This window comes from Lysinibacillus boronitolerans JCM 21713 = 10a = NBRC 103108, from assembly GCF_000772935.1.
GTDB lineage: Bacteria > Bacillota > Bacilli > Bacillales_A > Planococcaceae > Lysinibacillus > Lysinibacillus boronitolerans.
Map to the genome: position 1 here is coordinate 298,993 of NZ_JPVR01000080.1, position 17,401 is coordinate 316,393.

The following is a 17,401-nucleotide window of genomic DNA, read 5'->3' on the forward strand; positions in this document are numbered from 1 at the left end:
TTATATTGATTCCTTCTTGACGAAAAGTAATGTATGTAAATGGAAATAACTGCTTCGCTAACATTAGTTTTTCACGTACAAGTTTAAACAATAGACTTATTATAACATGGAGCTTATCATACAACATCTTATAAGGTAAAAGAAAGTCGAATCAGCTAGAAAAGTTAGTAGCTTGGTAAATAATAGTCGGGTTATACAAAGTGTTGAAACACAAATTTTAACTTTTTAGCAAAGGTTTTTAAATAAAGTGAAGGTTTTCACTACTCATTTTATGGAGGCTGTTGTCACGCATCAATTCTCCACCGTGAAAATAGGAGCCCATTCTCTCTACTACTACAGATAATGGGCTATTTTGTTCACTACTAGTATGAAAGAGGAAAAGACACTTTTGCAGAATGGTTAGCCAGCTTCTTTCCTAGGGGATTTAGCGGTTCATTGGACGCCCCCTGGAAAGGACGCAGGTGGAACAGAAATCACCACCTCTCCTTGCAAAAAGATCTCTTCTGCTAGTGACGTGTTCTTTTTTCAACAATATGAATACCCCACCCATATAATGGGTGGGGTATTCAGACTAATGAGTAGTCTCCTAATATAAGATATCTAAAAAAGTTTATTATGTAATTTTAGCAACAGGTTGAACTACATCTTTTTTCTTATTTCTCGCCATCTTTTCACTTATGATAGGCATAATGAAGCGGTCGAGTCCGAATTTCCCAGCATTGTAACCTGCAGCAGCTATAAAGATTGCAAGTAAAATATCCCACGGATTACTAGATATCGTACCTGCCATTAAGAAAGCAAAATTCATGACCATACCGAAAAATGCAGCATATGTCGTTAAGCATCCCAGAATTAATCCTAGCCCTACTAAAAATTCTCCCCACGGCACAAGAATGTTAATTAGCCCAGCATTTGGCAAAGCAAATGATTCAATAAACTTTACATACAGTGGATATGCAAGCTCTTCTCCACTTGTCACTGGATTTGTAATCGCATTGGCTAAAAAGCCAGATGCATCAAAGCTATTAAACAGTTTTCCCCAACCTGCTGTAAGCCAATGCCAGCCTAAATAAACACGAATAACTGTTAGAATAACTGCAACAATATTATTCTCTCTTAATAATTGGTTAAACATCCTACTCACCCCTCTAAATGATTTAGTTTACATTTCACCATCTAGTTTTCTAACCCAAAGCCATCGTTTTACTAGTATTTAATGATAGCATTTAGATTGTATGATTGACGCTTATGTACCAATTGTTTGAGCCTCTATCTATAATTTGCTGGATTGATTTCATGAAATATAATAGCAGTCTACTTCAATTGCACTTGCAAATGATGATCGCAATGACTATAACATGGGCTGTGAAATGTGATTAGAATATATCACCCTTTTATCCAGTATCAAATCATTTTTATCTATCGTTCATCGTAGTGTAAAAAAGTTATGGCTTATTGTTGAACAAAATATTATGAACAATGTTTATTTCAAAAAAAAAGACTGTAGACAAACGAATGTTTGTCTACAGTCTAATATAGGATTACGTTTGCTATGAATTAGCGACGTAAGCCTAAACGGTTGATTAATTCACGGTAACGTTGTACGTCTGTTTCACGAAGATATTTTAATAAGTGACGACGACGACCTACCATTTTAAGAAGACCACGCTCAGAGTGGAAATCTTTTTTGTGAGTACGTAAGTGAGTATTTAGAGCGTTGATTTCCTCTGTTAATACTGCAACTTGTACTTCTGGTGAACCAGTGTCACTTTCGTGAGTACGGTACTCAGCGATAATTTCGTTTTTACGTTCTTTTGTAATAGCCATTTGTATGGACCTCCTAAATTATAATTAATCCCCATTAGCACAGTAAACGTTGGAGTCATCGATATACCGAGCTAAGGTTAAGCATTTATGCACTTATGAATATTATCATACATTACTTAGTCAAGCAAGTAAAACGTCGACTTGGATAATGTGACTACAATGATGAAGTCGTATTATAGCGCGTTAAAGTAACGGATTGCTTCTTGTTTATCCTTTTCAATTTGCGATTTCAAGGCCTCAATACCATCGAATTTCCGTTCACTTCGAATACGTTTATACCATGCCACATGTACTTCTTCACCGTAGATATTTTTATCAAAGTTTAAAATATGGACTTCAATCGATAATTGCTTATCATTTGGGTCTTTGAAAGTTGGTTTATAGCCTACATTACAAACACCATCATACCAGCTATTTTGCACAAGCAGACGAACAGCATAGACACCACTTGCTGGAATAAACGTTCCCTCTAAAGCTTGGACATTTGCTGTAGGGAAGCCAATAGTACGGCCACGCTTATCACCATGTACAACAATCCCATTGATTTCAAACGGTCTCCCTAGTAAGACTGTTGCTTCTTCCATATCGCCTTCTTGTAATAGCTTGCGGATACGGGTAGAGCTGATTTTCTCAACATCATCTGTTTTCTTCTCAACAATTGTAACGCCATAATCACCATTGCTTAATACACGCATATCTTCCATTGTTCCCTTACCAAATGCTCCAAATGAATAATCGAAGCCAGCTGTCACATGCTGAACATTTAACCCACGGATAAATGTATCGATAAATGCCGCTGGTGAAAGTTTGGCAAAATCAGAAGTGAAGTGGACAACGAAAACCGTATCCACACCCTGTTCTTCAAACAGCTGTAATTTTTGCTGTAAGAGTGTAATATAAAAAACCTTTTCGTTACGTCCACCAAGGACTAATGAAGGATGTGGATCGAATGTCATCACTGCAGTAGGAATTTGTCGCTTGTTTCCTTCTTCCTTAGCTGCCTTGATAACTGCTTGATGCCCTCTATGTACACCATCGAAAAAGCCAAGAGCTAATGAATATGGCTGCATGCTTTCTCGTTGCTGTAATTGATGTGGGTATTTTAAATGAATGACCTCCATTGAAAAATCCTCCTACTCTATCGTCGGAAACATCTTATGTGGCTTCATCAACCCATCCTTTGTAGGGTGAGCCCGATAAACCGCAACTGCCTTTCCATTGATTCCGTATACAATTTTATCATGACTATTTAATAATGCATCTGCTGGAAGCACTTGTCCATTGAAAATTTCTTTTTCATTAGCACTCGTAATCTCAATATATGGATAGTCTGCTAATGCATACTCGACAGGTAAAATACAGGTAGCTATTTGCTCATCCTCCATTAGCTCAGCAACCTGTGCTAACGTAAAACAATTATCCCGTGTAAAAGTACCGGAAGCAGTTCGTACAAGCTCCTTCATATGTGCTGGATAGCCAAGAGCCTCACCAATTTGCACAGCTAATGTTCGAATATATGTCCCTTTACTACAAGCGATACGTACAGGAAATGTGATTTCTTGCCCCTCATATTGTGCTAGCTCATCAAGTAGCTCCAAATTATAAATTGTTACTTGGCGAGTAGGTCTTTCAACACTTTCGCCTTTTCTCGCATATTCATAGAGGCGCTTCCCATTTACTTTTACTGCTGAAAACATGGGTGGTGTTTGTTCAATAACGCCAGTTAATGAAGCTAAAACCTCTAACACCTGCTCACGAGAAAAATTTTTTATCGTAAGATCTTCTTCAACGGTTTCACCCTCAGCATCCTCGGTTGTCGTAGAACGACCTATTGAGATAATGGCTTCATAGGTTTTCCCTGCGTCAGTTAAATATTCTGCTATTCGAGTTGCTTGGCCAATACAAATTGGCAGTACGCCCTCAACACCTGGATCAAGTGTCCCTGTATGCCCAACTTTTTTTGTCCGTAAAATTTTGCGTAATTTAAAGACACAGTCATGGCTCGTCATGCCTCTTTCTTTCCAAAGCGGTAAAATACCGTTCATATAGCTCCTCCCAAATTGCCTACTCTATAATTCATTGGCAATATAACCTTTTCCATGAAGATAAAAAGTCTGCCTGCATAAACATGCATGTGGCAGACTTTTTTAGCTTATTCTTTGTGTAAATCTCTAAGCAATGAATCAATACGGTTACCATATTCAATCGATGAATCAAATTCAAAGATTAATTCTGGTGTACGTCGTAAACGAATACGTGATCCGATTTCAGAGCGAATGAAGCCCGAAGCTTTTACTAAAGCTTTAAGCGTTTCCTCTCGTTCACGTTCGTTGCCTAAAGATGTAATATAAATAGTCGCTTGCTGTAAATCACCCGTTACTTCAACACCTGTAACAGTCACAAAACCAACACGCGGATCTTTTATTTTACGGCCAAGAATATCACCAAGCTCCTTTTTCATTTGCTCGGCAACACGGTTTGAACGTAGAGACATAATTTGTCACCTCTATTTCGATGTACAGATAGTTGATATATTATTGCTGTTCACACTCTCAACTATCTACTATTACTTATAAATAATCTCGCCACACATTAAGCTGTTCCCATGACGGATTTGACTGTAAATAATGGAGCGCGTGATTAATTTCCCGTTCAGCTGCGTCCTTTGATGAGGAAACAGCAACAAGTGCTAATTTCGTACGCTGCCATACATTTTGATGGTCAATTTCCGCAATAGAAACATTAAATTTCTGCTTTGTGCGGGTAATCATACGCTGTAAGACAGCACGCTTTTCCTTTAACGAATGGGCAGTTTGAATGATAAATTCAACCTCTGCATACACGATCATTAGGCGCGTTTAACCTCTTCCATAATATAGGCTTCAATAATGTCGCCTTCTTTTATATCGTTGAAGTTTGTAATCGTAATACCACATTCGTATCCTTTTGCCACTTCTTTTACTTCATCTTTGAAGCGTTTAAGCGTATCTAGCTCACCTTCAAAAATAACGACGTTATCACGGATCACACGTACACCTGAATCACGTGTTACCTTTCCTTCTGTTACATATGAACCAGCAATTGTACCAACTTTAGATACTTTAATTGTTTGACGAACTTCTGCTTGACCAATAATTTTTTCTTCAAATTCAGGATCAAGCATACCTTTCATTGCTTGTTCAATCTCTTCAATTACTTTATAGATAATGCGGTGTAAGCGAATATCTACACCCTCTTCTTCTGCTGCACGTTTTGCGTTAACATCCGGACGGACGTTAAATCCAATAACAATCGCATTAGAAGCTGCTGCAAGAGAAATATCAGATTCGGTAATAGCTCCAGCACCTGTGTGAATAATTTTCACATTTACGCCTTCCACATCAATTTTCATTAGAGAGGCTGCCATTGCTTCAACAGTACCTTGAACGTCAGCTTTCACAATTAAGTTAAGCTCTTTCATTTCGCCTTGGCTCATTTGTTCAAATAAGTTATCAAGCGTTACACGTTGTTTTTCTGAACGTTGTGCTTGGATCGCTGACATTGCTCTTGTTTCCCCAACTTGACGCGCTGTTTTCTCGTCTTCAAAGACAACGAAACGGTCACCTGCTTGAGGTACATCATTTAAACCTGTAATTTCAACTGGAGTTGATGGGCCAGCTTCTTTTACACGACGACCTTTATCATTTACCATCGCACGTACACGACCATACGTATGACCTACAACAATTGGGTCACCTACTTTTAATGTTCCATCTTGTACTAAAAGCGTAGCAACAGAGCCACGACCTTTATCAAGCTGCGCTTCGATTACTGTTCCAAGTGCTAAACGTTCTGGGTTGGCTTTAAGCTCGCCTACTTCAGCTACAAGTAAAATCATCTCTAACAATGTATCAATGCCTTCACCTTTTAACGCTGAAATTGGAACGAAAATTGTGTCCCCGCCCCATGCTTCAGGAACTAAGCCATGCTCTGTTAATTCTTGCATTACACGATCTGGATTTGCCGATGGTTTATCCATTTTATTCACAGCCACAATAATTGGTACTTCAGCTGCCTTGGCGTGATTAATAGCTTCTACTGTTTGTGGCATAACACCATCATCAGCAGCTACCACTAAAATTGTTAAATCCGTTACTTTTGCACCACGTGCACGCATTGTTGTGAAAGCCGCATGTCCTGGTGTATCAAGGAATGTAATTTTCTTGTCGCCTTCTGTAACTTGGTATGCACCAATATGTTGTGTAATACCACCAGCTTCTCCTGCTGTTACTTTTGTATGGCGAATAGAGTCTAATAAAGTTGTTTTACCATGGTCAACGTGACCCATAATTGTTACAACTGGCGGACGCTCTGATAAATCTGCCTCGTTTACTTCTTCTGTTTGCTCGAAGTGTGTTTCTAAATCCGTAATATCTACACGAATTTCTTCTTCCACTTCTACACCATAGTCTGCGCAAATTAATTCAATTGCATCCTTATCTAATTCTTGGTTAATTGTTGCCATTACGCCAAGCATGAATAATTTCTTAATGATTTCAGATGGCTCACGGTGTAATTTTTTTGCTAATTCTGCAACTGATAATGATTCAACAAAAGTAATTTTTTCTGGAAGTTCCTTTTGTTTCACTGGAATTGATGGTTGATGCGTTTTTGGATGGCGACGTTTGCCTCCATGAATCCCTGGTTTTGGACGTTGGTTGTAACCACCGCCACCTCTACGATTATTATTGTTATTATTATTATTTTGTGTCATATTTCTATTTTGATTACCTTTTGTATTCTTAGATTTTTCGTTAGACGAATTTGAGTTTTGCTGTGCATGTTGCTGATTGTTTGCTTTTGGCTTAGAAGTAGCAGATTGCTGCCTTTGTCCTTCTTGCTTTTTCACCGAATGCTGTGGTTTTTGCTGGCCATTTGATTGAGGCTTTTGTGCCATGTTTTGAGTTGATTGTTTTGCTACATTTTTCTCAGGTGTTGCTTTAAATGTTTGATTTAACTTTGCCACAGCGTCTTTTTCCAACATAGACATATGGTTTGTTACACTCACATTTAATTTACTTAGTGCTTCAATAACCTCTTTACTCGTTTTATTCACTTGCTTCGCATATTCATGAACTCTGATTTTGGTCATCTGCTCACCCCCGATTAGTTTTCGTTGAGTAGACTAGACAATTTACTTGCAAAACCTTTATCGGTAATAGCTAAAGCCACTCGGGCCTCCTTACCTGTAGCATGTCCTAGATCATATCGATCTCCAATTACATGATACTCAACGTTGTAGTACGTGCACTTATCTTGAATTTTTTTACTAGAGTTTTTAGAAGCATCGTTTGCAAGCAGTACTAGTTTAGCATTGCCATTGCGGACTTCCTTTACTACTAACTCTTCTCCTGAAATCACCTTACGTGCTCTTGCCGCGATTCCAAGCAAATTAAATATTGCTTGATTCATCATAAAATAGACTCCCTACGAATCAGCAAAATAAGTTCCTCATATATTTCTTCAGGAATTTTCACATCAAGTTGGTGCCCTAATACATTTTTCTTACGCGCGAGGTCAACTGCCTGCTCTGATTTAGAGACATAGGCACCACGCCCCGGCTTTTTCCCGGAGACATCTACACTTACTTCGCCCTCTTTCGAACGAACAACACGTATCATCTCTTTCTTTGGTAGCATTTCTCCAGTTGCTACGCATTTACGAAGAGGTACTTTTTTGTTTACAGCCATAAGAATCACCATTCCTCTCTGAAGCTTGTCGTAAGAGGTGGACAAGTCTTGCTCTACTTGACGCTCTGACAGTATTCAGTCGGCGTAGGGGGCCCACTGAATACTGTCAGCTAACTTGTCACACGGGCTTTCTTACTTATTCTTCGTCGTCTTGATATAAGTCAACTGCTACATCATCAAAATCACTTTCTGCATCATCAGCAGGGATGAAAGTGCTTGTAGCCGAAGGATAAATACCTAATTCACGAGCATCAGTCTCACTCTTAATATCAATTTTCCAGCCAGTAAGCTTCGCTGCTAGGCGTGCATTTTGCCCGCGTTTCCCGATAGCTAGAGATAATTGATAGTCTGGGACGACAACTGTTGTCGACTTTTCTTCTTCATTCACTTGTACATCTAATACTTTTGATGGGCTTAATGCATTAGCTACAAATACAACTGGATCTTCAGACCATTCAACGATATCAATTTTTTCACCATTTAGTTCATTGACAATCGTTTGTACACGAGCTCCCTTTGCCCCAACACATGAACCTACTGGATCCACTTCCTCATTATGTGCAAAGACAGAAATTTTAGAGCGATCTCCAGCTTCACGTGCAATTGATTTAATCTCTACAATACCCTCATAAATTTCAGGTACTTCCATCTCAAATAATCGACGTAACAACCCAGGATGTGTACGAGACACAATCACTTGAGGTCCACGTGTTGTACGTTCAACTTTTGTAATATACACCTTAATACGATCATGTGGATGATAAGATTCACCTTGGATTTGTTCATTAACTGGTAATGCCGCTTCTACTTTCCCTAGACCTACATAGATATTACGAGCATCTAAACGTTCTACAACGCCAGTTACGATATCATCTTCACGATCTACGTATTGCTCATAAATTAAACCTCGTTCCGCTTCACGTACGCGTTGTGTAACTACCTGCTTTGCAGTTTGTGCAGCAATGCGTCCGAAGTTACGTGGTGTTACTTCCTGTTCCACGATGTCCTCTAGCTGATAGGCTGGATTAATAACTTTTGCATCTTCTAAAGAAATTTGCAAACGATCATCCTCTACCTCTTCTACAACATCTTTACGTGAGAATACACGAATTGAGCCCTTATCTAGATTTAAGTCCACTCGAACATTTTGTGCTTGGTTAAAGTTGCGTTTGTAAGCTGTAACTAATGCCGCTTCAATGGCTTCAATTAACACATCTCTTGAAATTCCCTTTTGTTCTTCTAGCGCATTCAGCGCATCTAACAAATCACTACTCATTTTGTTTTCACTCCTAAATATGCTTTATGCTGAAAAATCGATGGCAAGTCGTGCCAATGCAATTTTTTCTTGTTCAATTGTTACTGTTATTTTACGTGTTTTAATACGCACTTCCATCACTAATGTATGTTCATCGTATGACGTTAAGTAGCCTTGGAATTCCTTCATGTCCTTGATGGGCTCATAGGTTTTTACATAAATAAATTTACCAACTGCTTTGACAAAATCCGTATCTTTTTTTAATGGACGTTCCGCTCCAGGTGAAGAAACTTCTAAATAATAGTTTTGTGTAATTGGATCTTTTTCATCCAATAACAAGCTTAGTCGTTCACTCACTTGAGCACATTGATCGATGTCAATTCCACCCTCAGGTGTATCAACATAGACACGTAAAAACCAGTTACGTCCTTCTTTTACGAACTCAATATCCACTAGCTCAAGATTTAACTCATCCACAATTGGTTTAGCGAGCTCTTCAATTAAAGATGGTACTTTGCTCATTATTTCCTCCTGTATTTATCAGATTCTAGCGTATGATTGTTCATCACTATGAAGTTAACGCAGTAATGAACCATAATAAAACAGAAATTCCACCAGTTGCTTTGGTGAAATTTTACGGTCTTACCTGCTGTTAGTCAAAATTTGTTTTGCTACGGTTAAACAACAGAAAAGAGCGGGTATGCCCCACTCTTTTGCTGGAAAAATATCAACAAATTATTACCATAAGAATAGCACAGTTCTCGACACAATGCAAATTTCCTTCATTCTAGATAACCATATTGTGTCAGGAATTTGAATTTACATTGTGTCCTTTCAATGCAAAACAATTGCAATACTAGAATAGCGATAACTGATTAGCATCAGGCATGCCTTCTAAACAACCAAGCTGGTCCATGTATTCAATAAGCGTTTTGGAAACACGACCACGTTGCTGTAAATCTTCCTTGGATAAAAACTCTCCCTCTTCACGAGCAGCTACGATTGTTTTCGCCACGTTGGTTCCAAGACCCGGAATCGCATCGAACGGTGGGATGAGTGAATTGCCATCAATGACAAACTCACTAGCTTGTGATCGATACAGGTCCACCTTTTGGAAACTCATACCTCGTTCACACATTTCTAGCGCAAGCTCCAACACCGTTAATAAGTTTTTCTCCTTAGTGGATGCATCTAAGCCTTTCATATTGATTTCATCAATACGTGCTCGAATCATTTGCGATCCTTGCACCATTGCAATTAAATCAAAATCATCTGCTCGAACTGTGAAATACGCTGCATAATAAAGGATTGGGAAATGTACCTTGAACCAGGCAATACGTACTGCCATTAGCACATATGCTGCGGCATGGGCTTTCGGGAACATGTATTTTATCTTTTTACAGGATTCAATATACCAACCTGGTACTTTATTGGCGAGCATCTCCGCTTCAAATTCTTCTGATAAGCCTTTCCCTTTACGAACAGATTCCATAATTTTGAAGGCTAATGACGGCTCTAGACCTTGATAAATTAAATACACCATAATGTCATCACGACAACCAATTACTTCTTTTAGCACACATGTACCGTTTTGAATTAATTCTTGTGCATTTCCTAGCCATACGTCTGTACCATGGGAAAGTCCAGAAATTTGTACAAGCTCTGAGAATGTCGAAGGCTTTGTATCTTCTAGCATTTGACGTACGAAACGCGTACCGAATTCTGGTATACCTAATGTCCCTGTCTTACAACCAATTTGCTTTTCTGTCACGCCTAAAGATTCAGGAGAACTAAAAATTTTCATAACGACAGGATCATCGGTCGGGATTGTTTTAGGATCGATTCCTGATAAATCCTGTAACATTCTTATCACCGTCGGATCATCGTGTCCAAGTATATCTAGCTTTAAAATATTGTCATGGATAGAGTGGAAATCAAAATGGGTTGTGCGCCATTCTGCATCCTGCGCATCTGCCGGGTACTGTACTGGAGAGAAATCATAAATGTCCATATAATCTGGAACAACAATAATTCCTCCAGGGTGTTGCCCAGTTGTACGTTTTACTCCTGTACAGCCTTGAACTAAACGATCAACTTCTGCACCACGAAAATGTAAATTATGATCACTTGCATAGCCTTTTACATAGCCATATGCTGTTTTCTCTGCCACTGTACCGATTGTTCCAGCACGGAATACATAATCCTCGCCAAATAGCACCTTTGTATAGTTGTGCGCTTGAGGCTGATATTCACCCGAGAAATTTAAATCGATATCAGGTACCTTATCACCTTTAAAACCAAGGAAGGTTTCAAATGGTATGTCTTGTCCATCTTTTTTATAAGGTGTCCCACATTCCGTGCAGTCTTTATTTGGTAAATCGTAGCCTGAGCTGACAGAACCATCATCAAAAAACTCGGAATGTTTACAATTAGGACAAATATAGTGAGGAGGTAATGGGTTAACCTCTGTGATTTCCATAAAAGTAGCTACTAATGAAGAACCAACCGAACCACGGGATCCTACTAAATAGCCATCAGCTAATGATTTTTTCACTAGCTTGGCAGAAATTAAATAAATTACTCCAAAACCGTGCCCCAAAATCGATTTTAACTCTTTCTCAATTCGAGCTTTCACGATTTCTGGTAACTCCTCGCCATAAATACGATGGGCCATTTCATAAGTTAAATTGGTTACCTCATCATCAGAACCCTCAATTTTTGGTGTATATAGGTCATCCTTAATTGGTTTGACGTCACCTATACTTGCTGCCACTTTTTGAGTATTCGTCACAACCACTTCTTTTGCAAGATCCGGTCCTAAAAAATCAAATTCTTTCAGCATTTCATCAGTTGTTCTAAAATGGACCTCTGGTAGCTTAGAGCGATTCAAAATATTCGCTCCACCTTGTGAACCAATAAGTATTTGCCTAAACATCCCATCTGTCGGATCTAAATAATGAACATTTCCAGTTGCAACAACAGGCTTATCTAGCTTCTTCCCGAGTTTCACAAGTTTACGGATAATATCTTCTAATGTCCATTCATCACGTACAACATTGCGTTCGATTAATGGCGCATATACAGCCTTCGGTTGCACCTCAATATAATCATAAAAACGAGCGACTTTCTCTGCTTCCTCTGGAGACTTATTCATCATCGTTTCGAATACTTCACCATTACTACAACCTGATCCTACTAATAAGCCCTCACGATATTGTTCAAGCACTGCACGTGTCACACGAGGAACACGATAGAATGTTTTTGTATGTGAGTGTGAGACGATTTTAAATAAGTTTTTTAAGCCTGCATTATCTACTGCTAAAATTGTACAATGCATAGGTCTCCCTTTTTTATAGGCATCCCCACCACCAATATGCTTATTGAAGTCATCATGGTATTTAATAGCTAGCTCATCAGCATCCTTCAATAGCTGCAGCAGGAGATACCCTGTCGCCTCAGTATCATAAATTGCTCGGTGATGCTGTGTTAATTCAATATTGAATTTTTTACACAGCGTATTCAAACGGTGGTTTTTCATTGTAGGATAAAGCAATCTTGCTAGCTCTAATGTATCAATGACAGGATGGACTGTCTCTTCAAGACCAAATTTTTTATAGCCTGTATATAGGAAGCCTATATCAAATGATGCGTTATGAGCGACAACGATTGCATCACCGATAAAGGCATGAAATTCTTTAATGACCTGCTCTACCTCTGGAGCATTTCGAACCATATCATCCGTAATCCCTGTTAATTCGATGGTCGTTGCTGAAAGTGGATGATGTGGGTTTGCAAAGCTTTCGTACTTATCGATCACTTGCCCATCTTTAATTTTAACTGCAGCCAATTCAATAATGGTATCGTATGCAGTTGATAGCCCTGTCGTTTCTACGTCAAAAACAACATACGTTGTGTCTGCCAATAAACGATGCTCTGGAGCATAGGCAATCGGTACACCATCATCAACTAAATTTGCTTCCAGACCATAAATAATCTTAATGCCATGTTTTTTCCCCGCTGCATATGCTTCAGGGAAAGATTGCACAACGGCATGATCCGTAATAGCTATGGCTGGATGCCCCCACTTTGCAGCCTGAGCAACAAGTCGATCAACAGGTGTAACAGCATCCATTTGGCTCATTGGTGTATGCAAATGTAACTCAACACGCTTTTCACCCTCTGGTGCTAAATCCTGTCGTGTTGCTTTTTTGATTTCATTAATATCATTCGCCATGACGATTAAATCACGAATAAACGTATCTGTTTGCACAGAGCCTCGAACTTTAACCCACATGCCCTTTTTCAAATGTTGCATTAATTCAGCATCATCATTGTCACGAGAAAACATTTTTACAACAATGGAATCTGTATAGTCGGTAATTTTAATTTGTAGTAAGGAACGTCCACTTTTTAACTCTTTAATTTCCGTATCAAAGACAAATCCTTCAATAATAACACGTCGTTCTTCTTCAACAATCCGTTTAATTTCCATGACTTCATCATCTTTAATATGCATCCCAAGTTGGAATGGACGGTCACCAAGGTTGGCCAGTGCTGGATTGTCCTTCTTCTCCTGCTCCCGCTTTTGGAAATCTTGCATCGCTTGCTGTGCTAGAGCCACTTCTTCCAGACGTTTTTGCTCCATAAACGCTTCCTGTGCCGCGATCATTTCTTCTGTTTCTTCTTGTAGCACAAAGTCGATTGCCATTCGAGGGAAACCAAATTGTCCATAGCTTTCTGCCAGTTTGTCAGCATATTTAGTTTTGAGCATCATAAATTCCATTTCCTGCATACAGGACAATGTGATTTTTTGGCCGTTCCATGTTGGTATTTGGGTGATAAGACAATTTTTAAGCGTTGGAGCCATCTCATCAATTTGTTCCACAACATTTAGCCAGTACGCTTGCACCAGTTCTTCTGTGACATTTTTATCTAATGTTTCAAATGTCGTATTAACTTGGGCGATGGCTGAAAATTTCTCTGTTAAATGCGTACGGAAAAGCTGATATAACGGAAATGGTAGTATATCCTTTAGCTTAATAGTGAAATGCCAAAGTCTATCCTTTTTATGAACTGTCAGGCGTGATAGTTCACCTTCCTCAAAAAATGACATATATACATCATCTGTTAACTCTAGTTGTTGCAAGAGCATTCGAAGTCTCATTCTTGCCTCTTGTTGCTGTTCCAATCTAATGACACCTACTTTCAGAAAGAGGCAGTTTCTTTAGCCTCATGTTCTAGTTCGTCTCAAATGCATGTGAAAACTCAAGAAAAAAATTCGCTCCCACACTGCGGGCGCTCTTCAAGTTTAACAGAGATTTTACCATCTGTTGTTTCTTGCTTGGCTCACTGTCCCGCAGAAGTGTCGCGAATTATTTATATCTATCTTATCAAAATTATACGAAAGCCTCTATCAAAAGCATCGAATTCCAATTATAAACAACAATTTAGCTCGTCGTTAATTTTTACGGAAAAATTCGTTAAGGCGATCAATTACTTCTTCTTTTTTCCATTCAAATGTTTCACCTGTTTGACGGAATTTCACTTCTACAATACCTTCTGTTGCTTTTTTACCAACAGTTACTCGAACAGGTAAACCAATTAAATCAGCATCCGCGAATTTTACACCCGCACGTTCAGGACGATCATCTATTAGTACATCATAACGGTATGATTTTAGTAAGCCATAAAGCTCCTCTGCTAATGCCACTTGTGCCTCATCTTTTGTGTTAACTGGCACAACATGAATATCATACGGTGCTAATTGTGTTGGCCATGTAAAGCCATTGTCATCTTGGAAGTGCTCCGCTACAGCAGCTAGAATACGAGATACGCCAATACCATAGCACCCCATAATAAATGGTTGAGCCTTACCTTGCTCATCTAAGAATGTACCATTCATTTTATCAGAGTATGTAGTACCTAATTTGAAAATGTGACCAACCTCGATACCTTCTGCAAACTTAATGTTCCCTTGTCCATCAGGAGATGGATCTCCCTCTTGAATAAAACGAATATCTAAATAATCATTAACAGCAAAATCACGCTCTGGGTTAACATTGACTAAATGGAATCCATCTTCGTTTGCACCTGCAATACCATTACGGATAGATTTAATAGCATGGTCTGCTACTACTTTTACGTCTACTGGTAATTTCACTGGGCCAATTGAACCAACGCCACACCCTAATAATTCTTGAATTGCTGCTTCACTAGCAAGTTCTACAGATCCTGCATCAAGTGCATTTTTCAATTTGATATCATTAATTTCATGATCCCCACGTGCAAGGACTACAACAAGCTCTCCATCTACATCAAAAACTAGGGATTTGATCACATTAGCAGGTTCTACCTTTAAGAATGCTGAAACATCTTCAATTGTTTTTTGCTCTGGTGTTGCTACTTTTTCCACTTCTTTTAAAGCTTCATCAGATGGTTGATAATCAACGATTACTTCAGCCATTTCGATATTTGCTGCATAATCAGATGTATCAGAGTATGCAATTGTATCTTCACCGATTTCAGAAAGCACCATAAATTCATGTGTTCCTTTACCGCCAATCGAACCTGCATCTGCAATAACAGCGCGGTAGTTTAAGCCAAGGCGGGAAAAAATATTAGAATAAGCACGATACATATCTTCATATGTTTCATCTAAACTTTCGCGTGAGGCATGGAAAGAATAAGCATCCTTCATGATAAACTCTCTTCCGCGTAGTAAGCCAAAGCGAGGACGTTTTTCATCACGGAATTTCGTTTGAATTTGATACAACGTTAACGGTAATTTTTTATATGATTTAATTTCATCACGTACTAAAGTAGTGATGACTTCTTCGTGTGTTGGTCCTAATGCAAAATCGCGGTCATGACGGTCTTTTAAGCGCATTAATTCTGGACCGTATTTTTCCCAGCGACCTGATTCCTGCCACAGCTCAGCAGATTGTAGAGATGGCATGAGAAGCTCAATGGAGTTGATAGCTTCCATTTCTTCTCGGATAATTGTTTCAATTTTTGTTAGCACACGTTTTGCAAGCGGTAAATACGAGTATACCCCACTTGTATTTTGACGAATAAACCCTGCACGTAGTAATTGCTTATGTGATTTTACCTCAGCATCAGCAGGTACTTCACGTAACGTTGGGATAAATGTTTTACTTTGCTTCATTCAGTGTTCCACCTTTTTCAATAGATAAGTTTATACTCTCAATAGCATAAACAAATTTAGCTTTGAGCGCAATGTTTCATCGAAATTGCGCTCAAAGCTAGGAAATCAACTTTCATTTAACTGTAAATGAATTAAAAGAAAAATCGTTGTATATCGTTCCATGTAACAACCACCATTAGAATCATCAGTAGGACGATTCCTACAAAATGTACAATACCTTCTTTTTGACGGTCAATTGGTTTACCACGTAGAGCTTCAAAACCAAAGAATAATAATCGGCCTCCGTCAAGTGCTGGTAATGGAAGTAGGTTCATAATTCCTAAGTTAATACTTAGCATTGCTGCCCAATTCATTAAGTTCATAATACCATACTGGGCAACTTGCTCTGTTGCTTTATAAATACCTACAGGACCAGAAAGTGCATCTATTGTGAACTTACCAGTAATCAGCATACCTAATAGTTCAAATATTTTCACAGTCATATTATAGGTTTCTTGTGCTCCATAGACAACTGCTTTTAATGGGTTAAATTCTCTTGGGCTTTCATAGCGCACACCTATTTGACCATATTTTTCGCCATCCTGTTGGATTTCCTTGACGGTCATATTTAAGTTCACTGATTGTCCATCTCGTTCAACTGTCACAGCAATATCTTCGTTTGGATGATCTTGAACGATAGCAGCTAAATCTTGCCATTTTTCAACTGCTTGTCCGTTAATAGCTGTTACTCTATCTCCTGCCAGCATCCCTGCCTGTGCAGCTGGATCATTCTCTACTACTTCCGTGATGATTGGCTCGTATGTTGGTACACCGTGGATCAAACCAATCACTAAATAAATCACAAACGCAAGAATAAAGTTAAACAAAGGACCTGCAAAGATCGTCATCGCTCGTTGGCCGACTGTTTTTGCATTAAATTGACGATCCTGTGGCGCAATGACTAGTTCACGACCATTTTCCACTAGCACACAGTCTCTAGCTACTTGATAACGAACTAAACGTTCTTCTTCATCATAGCCCTCTACAAATAACTCCTTCTCTAAATCAGCGCGTTCAACTTCTAAAAATAATAAATCTGGTAACTGCTTATTGTTTTGATTGAAAATAATTTTTTTTACAACATTATCCTCATTTACAATAAGCCCTATTCGGTAGCCTGGCTGTAATTCAGTGCCATCCATATCCTCGCCGGCCATACGTACGTATCCCCCGATTGGTAATAATCGAATAGTATACATTGTTTCGCCATGCGTTTTTCCATAAATTTTGGGACCCATTCCGATCGCAAATTCACGTACTAAGATACCTGCACGTTTGGCAAATAAGAAATGTCCAAGTTCATGGAAGAAGACGAGCATACCAAATATTAATATAAATGCAATGGCTGTTTGCATATTACCCCACCTTTAATAGCGATTAGTTAAC

General features: G+C 38.8%; 14 protein-coding genes. All 14 read right to left on the minus strand.

The window, feature by feature from the left end; genetic code table 11:
- Positions 1-613 precede the first annotated feature (613 nt).
- Entirely contained in the window at positions 614-1,135 is a 522-nt protein-coding gene (locus CD31_RS19920) for a DoxX family protein (RefSeq protein ID WP_016994541.1), read from the minus strand.
- A 422-nt stretch (positions 1,136-1,557) separates the two neighbouring features.
- Positions 1,558-1,827 (minus strand): 30S ribosomal protein S15, encoded by a 270-nt coding sequence (gene rpsO / locus CD31_RS19925; protein ID WP_004224992.1) that lies wholly within the window; start codon positions 1,825-1,827, stop codon positions 1,558-1,560.
- A gap of 173 nt (positions 1,828-2,000) precedes the next feature.
- A complete protein-coding gene (gene ribF / locus CD31_RS19930; RefSeq protein ID WP_016994542.1) occupies positions 2,001-2,948 on the minus strand; it encodes a riboflavin biosynthesis protein RibF in 948 nt (315 codons plus the stop codon).
- A gap of 12 nt (positions 2,949-2,960) precedes the next feature.
- Positions 2,961-3,872: a tRNA pseudouridine(55) synthase TruB gene (gene truB, locus CD31_RS19935; protein ID WP_036080413.1), complete on the minus strand. Its 912-nt coding sequence runs from the start codon at positions 3,870-3,872 to the stop codon at positions 2,961-2,963.
- Positions 3,873-3,979: 107 nt separating this feature from the next.
- Positions 3,980-4,321 (minus strand): 30S ribosome-binding factor RbfA, encoded by a 342-nt coding sequence (gene rbfA, locus CD31_RS19940; protein WP_004225003.1) that lies wholly within the window; start codon positions 4,319-4,321, stop codon positions 3,980-3,982.
- Positions 4,322-4,397: 76 nt separating this feature from the next.
- Positions 4,398-4,676, minus strand: coding sequence for a DUF503 domain-containing protein (locus CD31_RS19945; RefSeq protein WP_010858486.1), 279 nt, complete (start codon positions 4,674-4,676; stop codon positions 4,398-4,400).
- The gene (infB, locus tag CD31_RS19950; protein WP_036080418.1) at positions 4,676-6,958 is read right to left on the minus strand and encodes a translation initiation factor IF-2; all 2,283 of its coding nucleotides are present in this window, start codon (positions 6,956-6,958) and stop codon (positions 4,676-4,678) included. Before infB ends, CD31_RS19945 begins: the two co-directional genes overlap by 1 nt.
- A 14-nt stretch (positions 6,959-6,972) precedes the next feature.
- Entirely contained in the window at positions 6,973-7,281 is a 309-nt protein-coding gene (locus CD31_RS19955; protein WP_016994544.1) for a YlxQ family RNA-binding protein, read from the minus strand.
- Positions 7,278-7,556: an RNase P modulator RnpM gene (gene rnpM, locus CD31_RS19960; RefSeq protein WP_004269250.1), complete on the minus strand. Its 279-nt coding sequence runs from the start codon at positions 7,554-7,556 to the stop codon at positions 7,278-7,280. The genes CD31_RS19955 and rnpM overlap by 4 nt, the downstream gene beginning before the upstream one ends.
- Positions 7,557-7,692: 136 nt before the next feature.
- Complete coding sequence (gene nusA, locus CD31_RS19965) at positions 7,693-8,832, minus strand: transcription termination factor NusA (protein WP_016994545.1); 1,140 nt, start codon at positions 8,830-8,832, stop codon at positions 7,693-7,695.
- A 24-nt stretch (positions 8,833-8,856) separates the two neighbouring features.
- Positions 8,857-9,333 (minus strand): ribosome maturation factor RimP, encoded by a 477-nt coding sequence (gene rimP, locus CD31_RS19970; protein WP_004269252.1) that lies wholly within the window; start codon positions 9,331-9,333, stop codon positions 8,857-8,859.
- Positions 9,334-9,667: 334 nt separating this feature from the next.
- Positions 9,668-13,999 (minus strand): PolC-type DNA polymerase III, encoded by a 4,332-nt coding sequence (locus CD31_RS19975; protein WP_088364070.1) that lies wholly within the window; start codon positions 13,997-13,999, stop codon positions 9,668-9,670.
- Between the two features lie 270 nt (positions 14,000-14,269).
- Positions 14,270-15,976: a proline--tRNA ligase gene (locus tag CD31_RS19980; RefSeq protein WP_036080425.1), complete on the minus strand. Its 1,707-nt coding sequence runs from the start codon at positions 15,974-15,976 to the stop codon at positions 14,270-14,272.
- A 131-nt stretch (positions 15,977-16,107) separates the two neighbouring features.
- Positions 16,108-17,370, minus strand: a complete 1,263-nt coding sequence (gene rseP / locus CD31_RS19985) for an RIP metalloprotease RseP (RefSeq protein ID WP_016994551.1) — start codon at positions 17,368-17,370, stop codon at positions 16,108-16,110.
- Between the last annotated feature and the right edge of the window lie 31 nt (positions 17,371-17,401).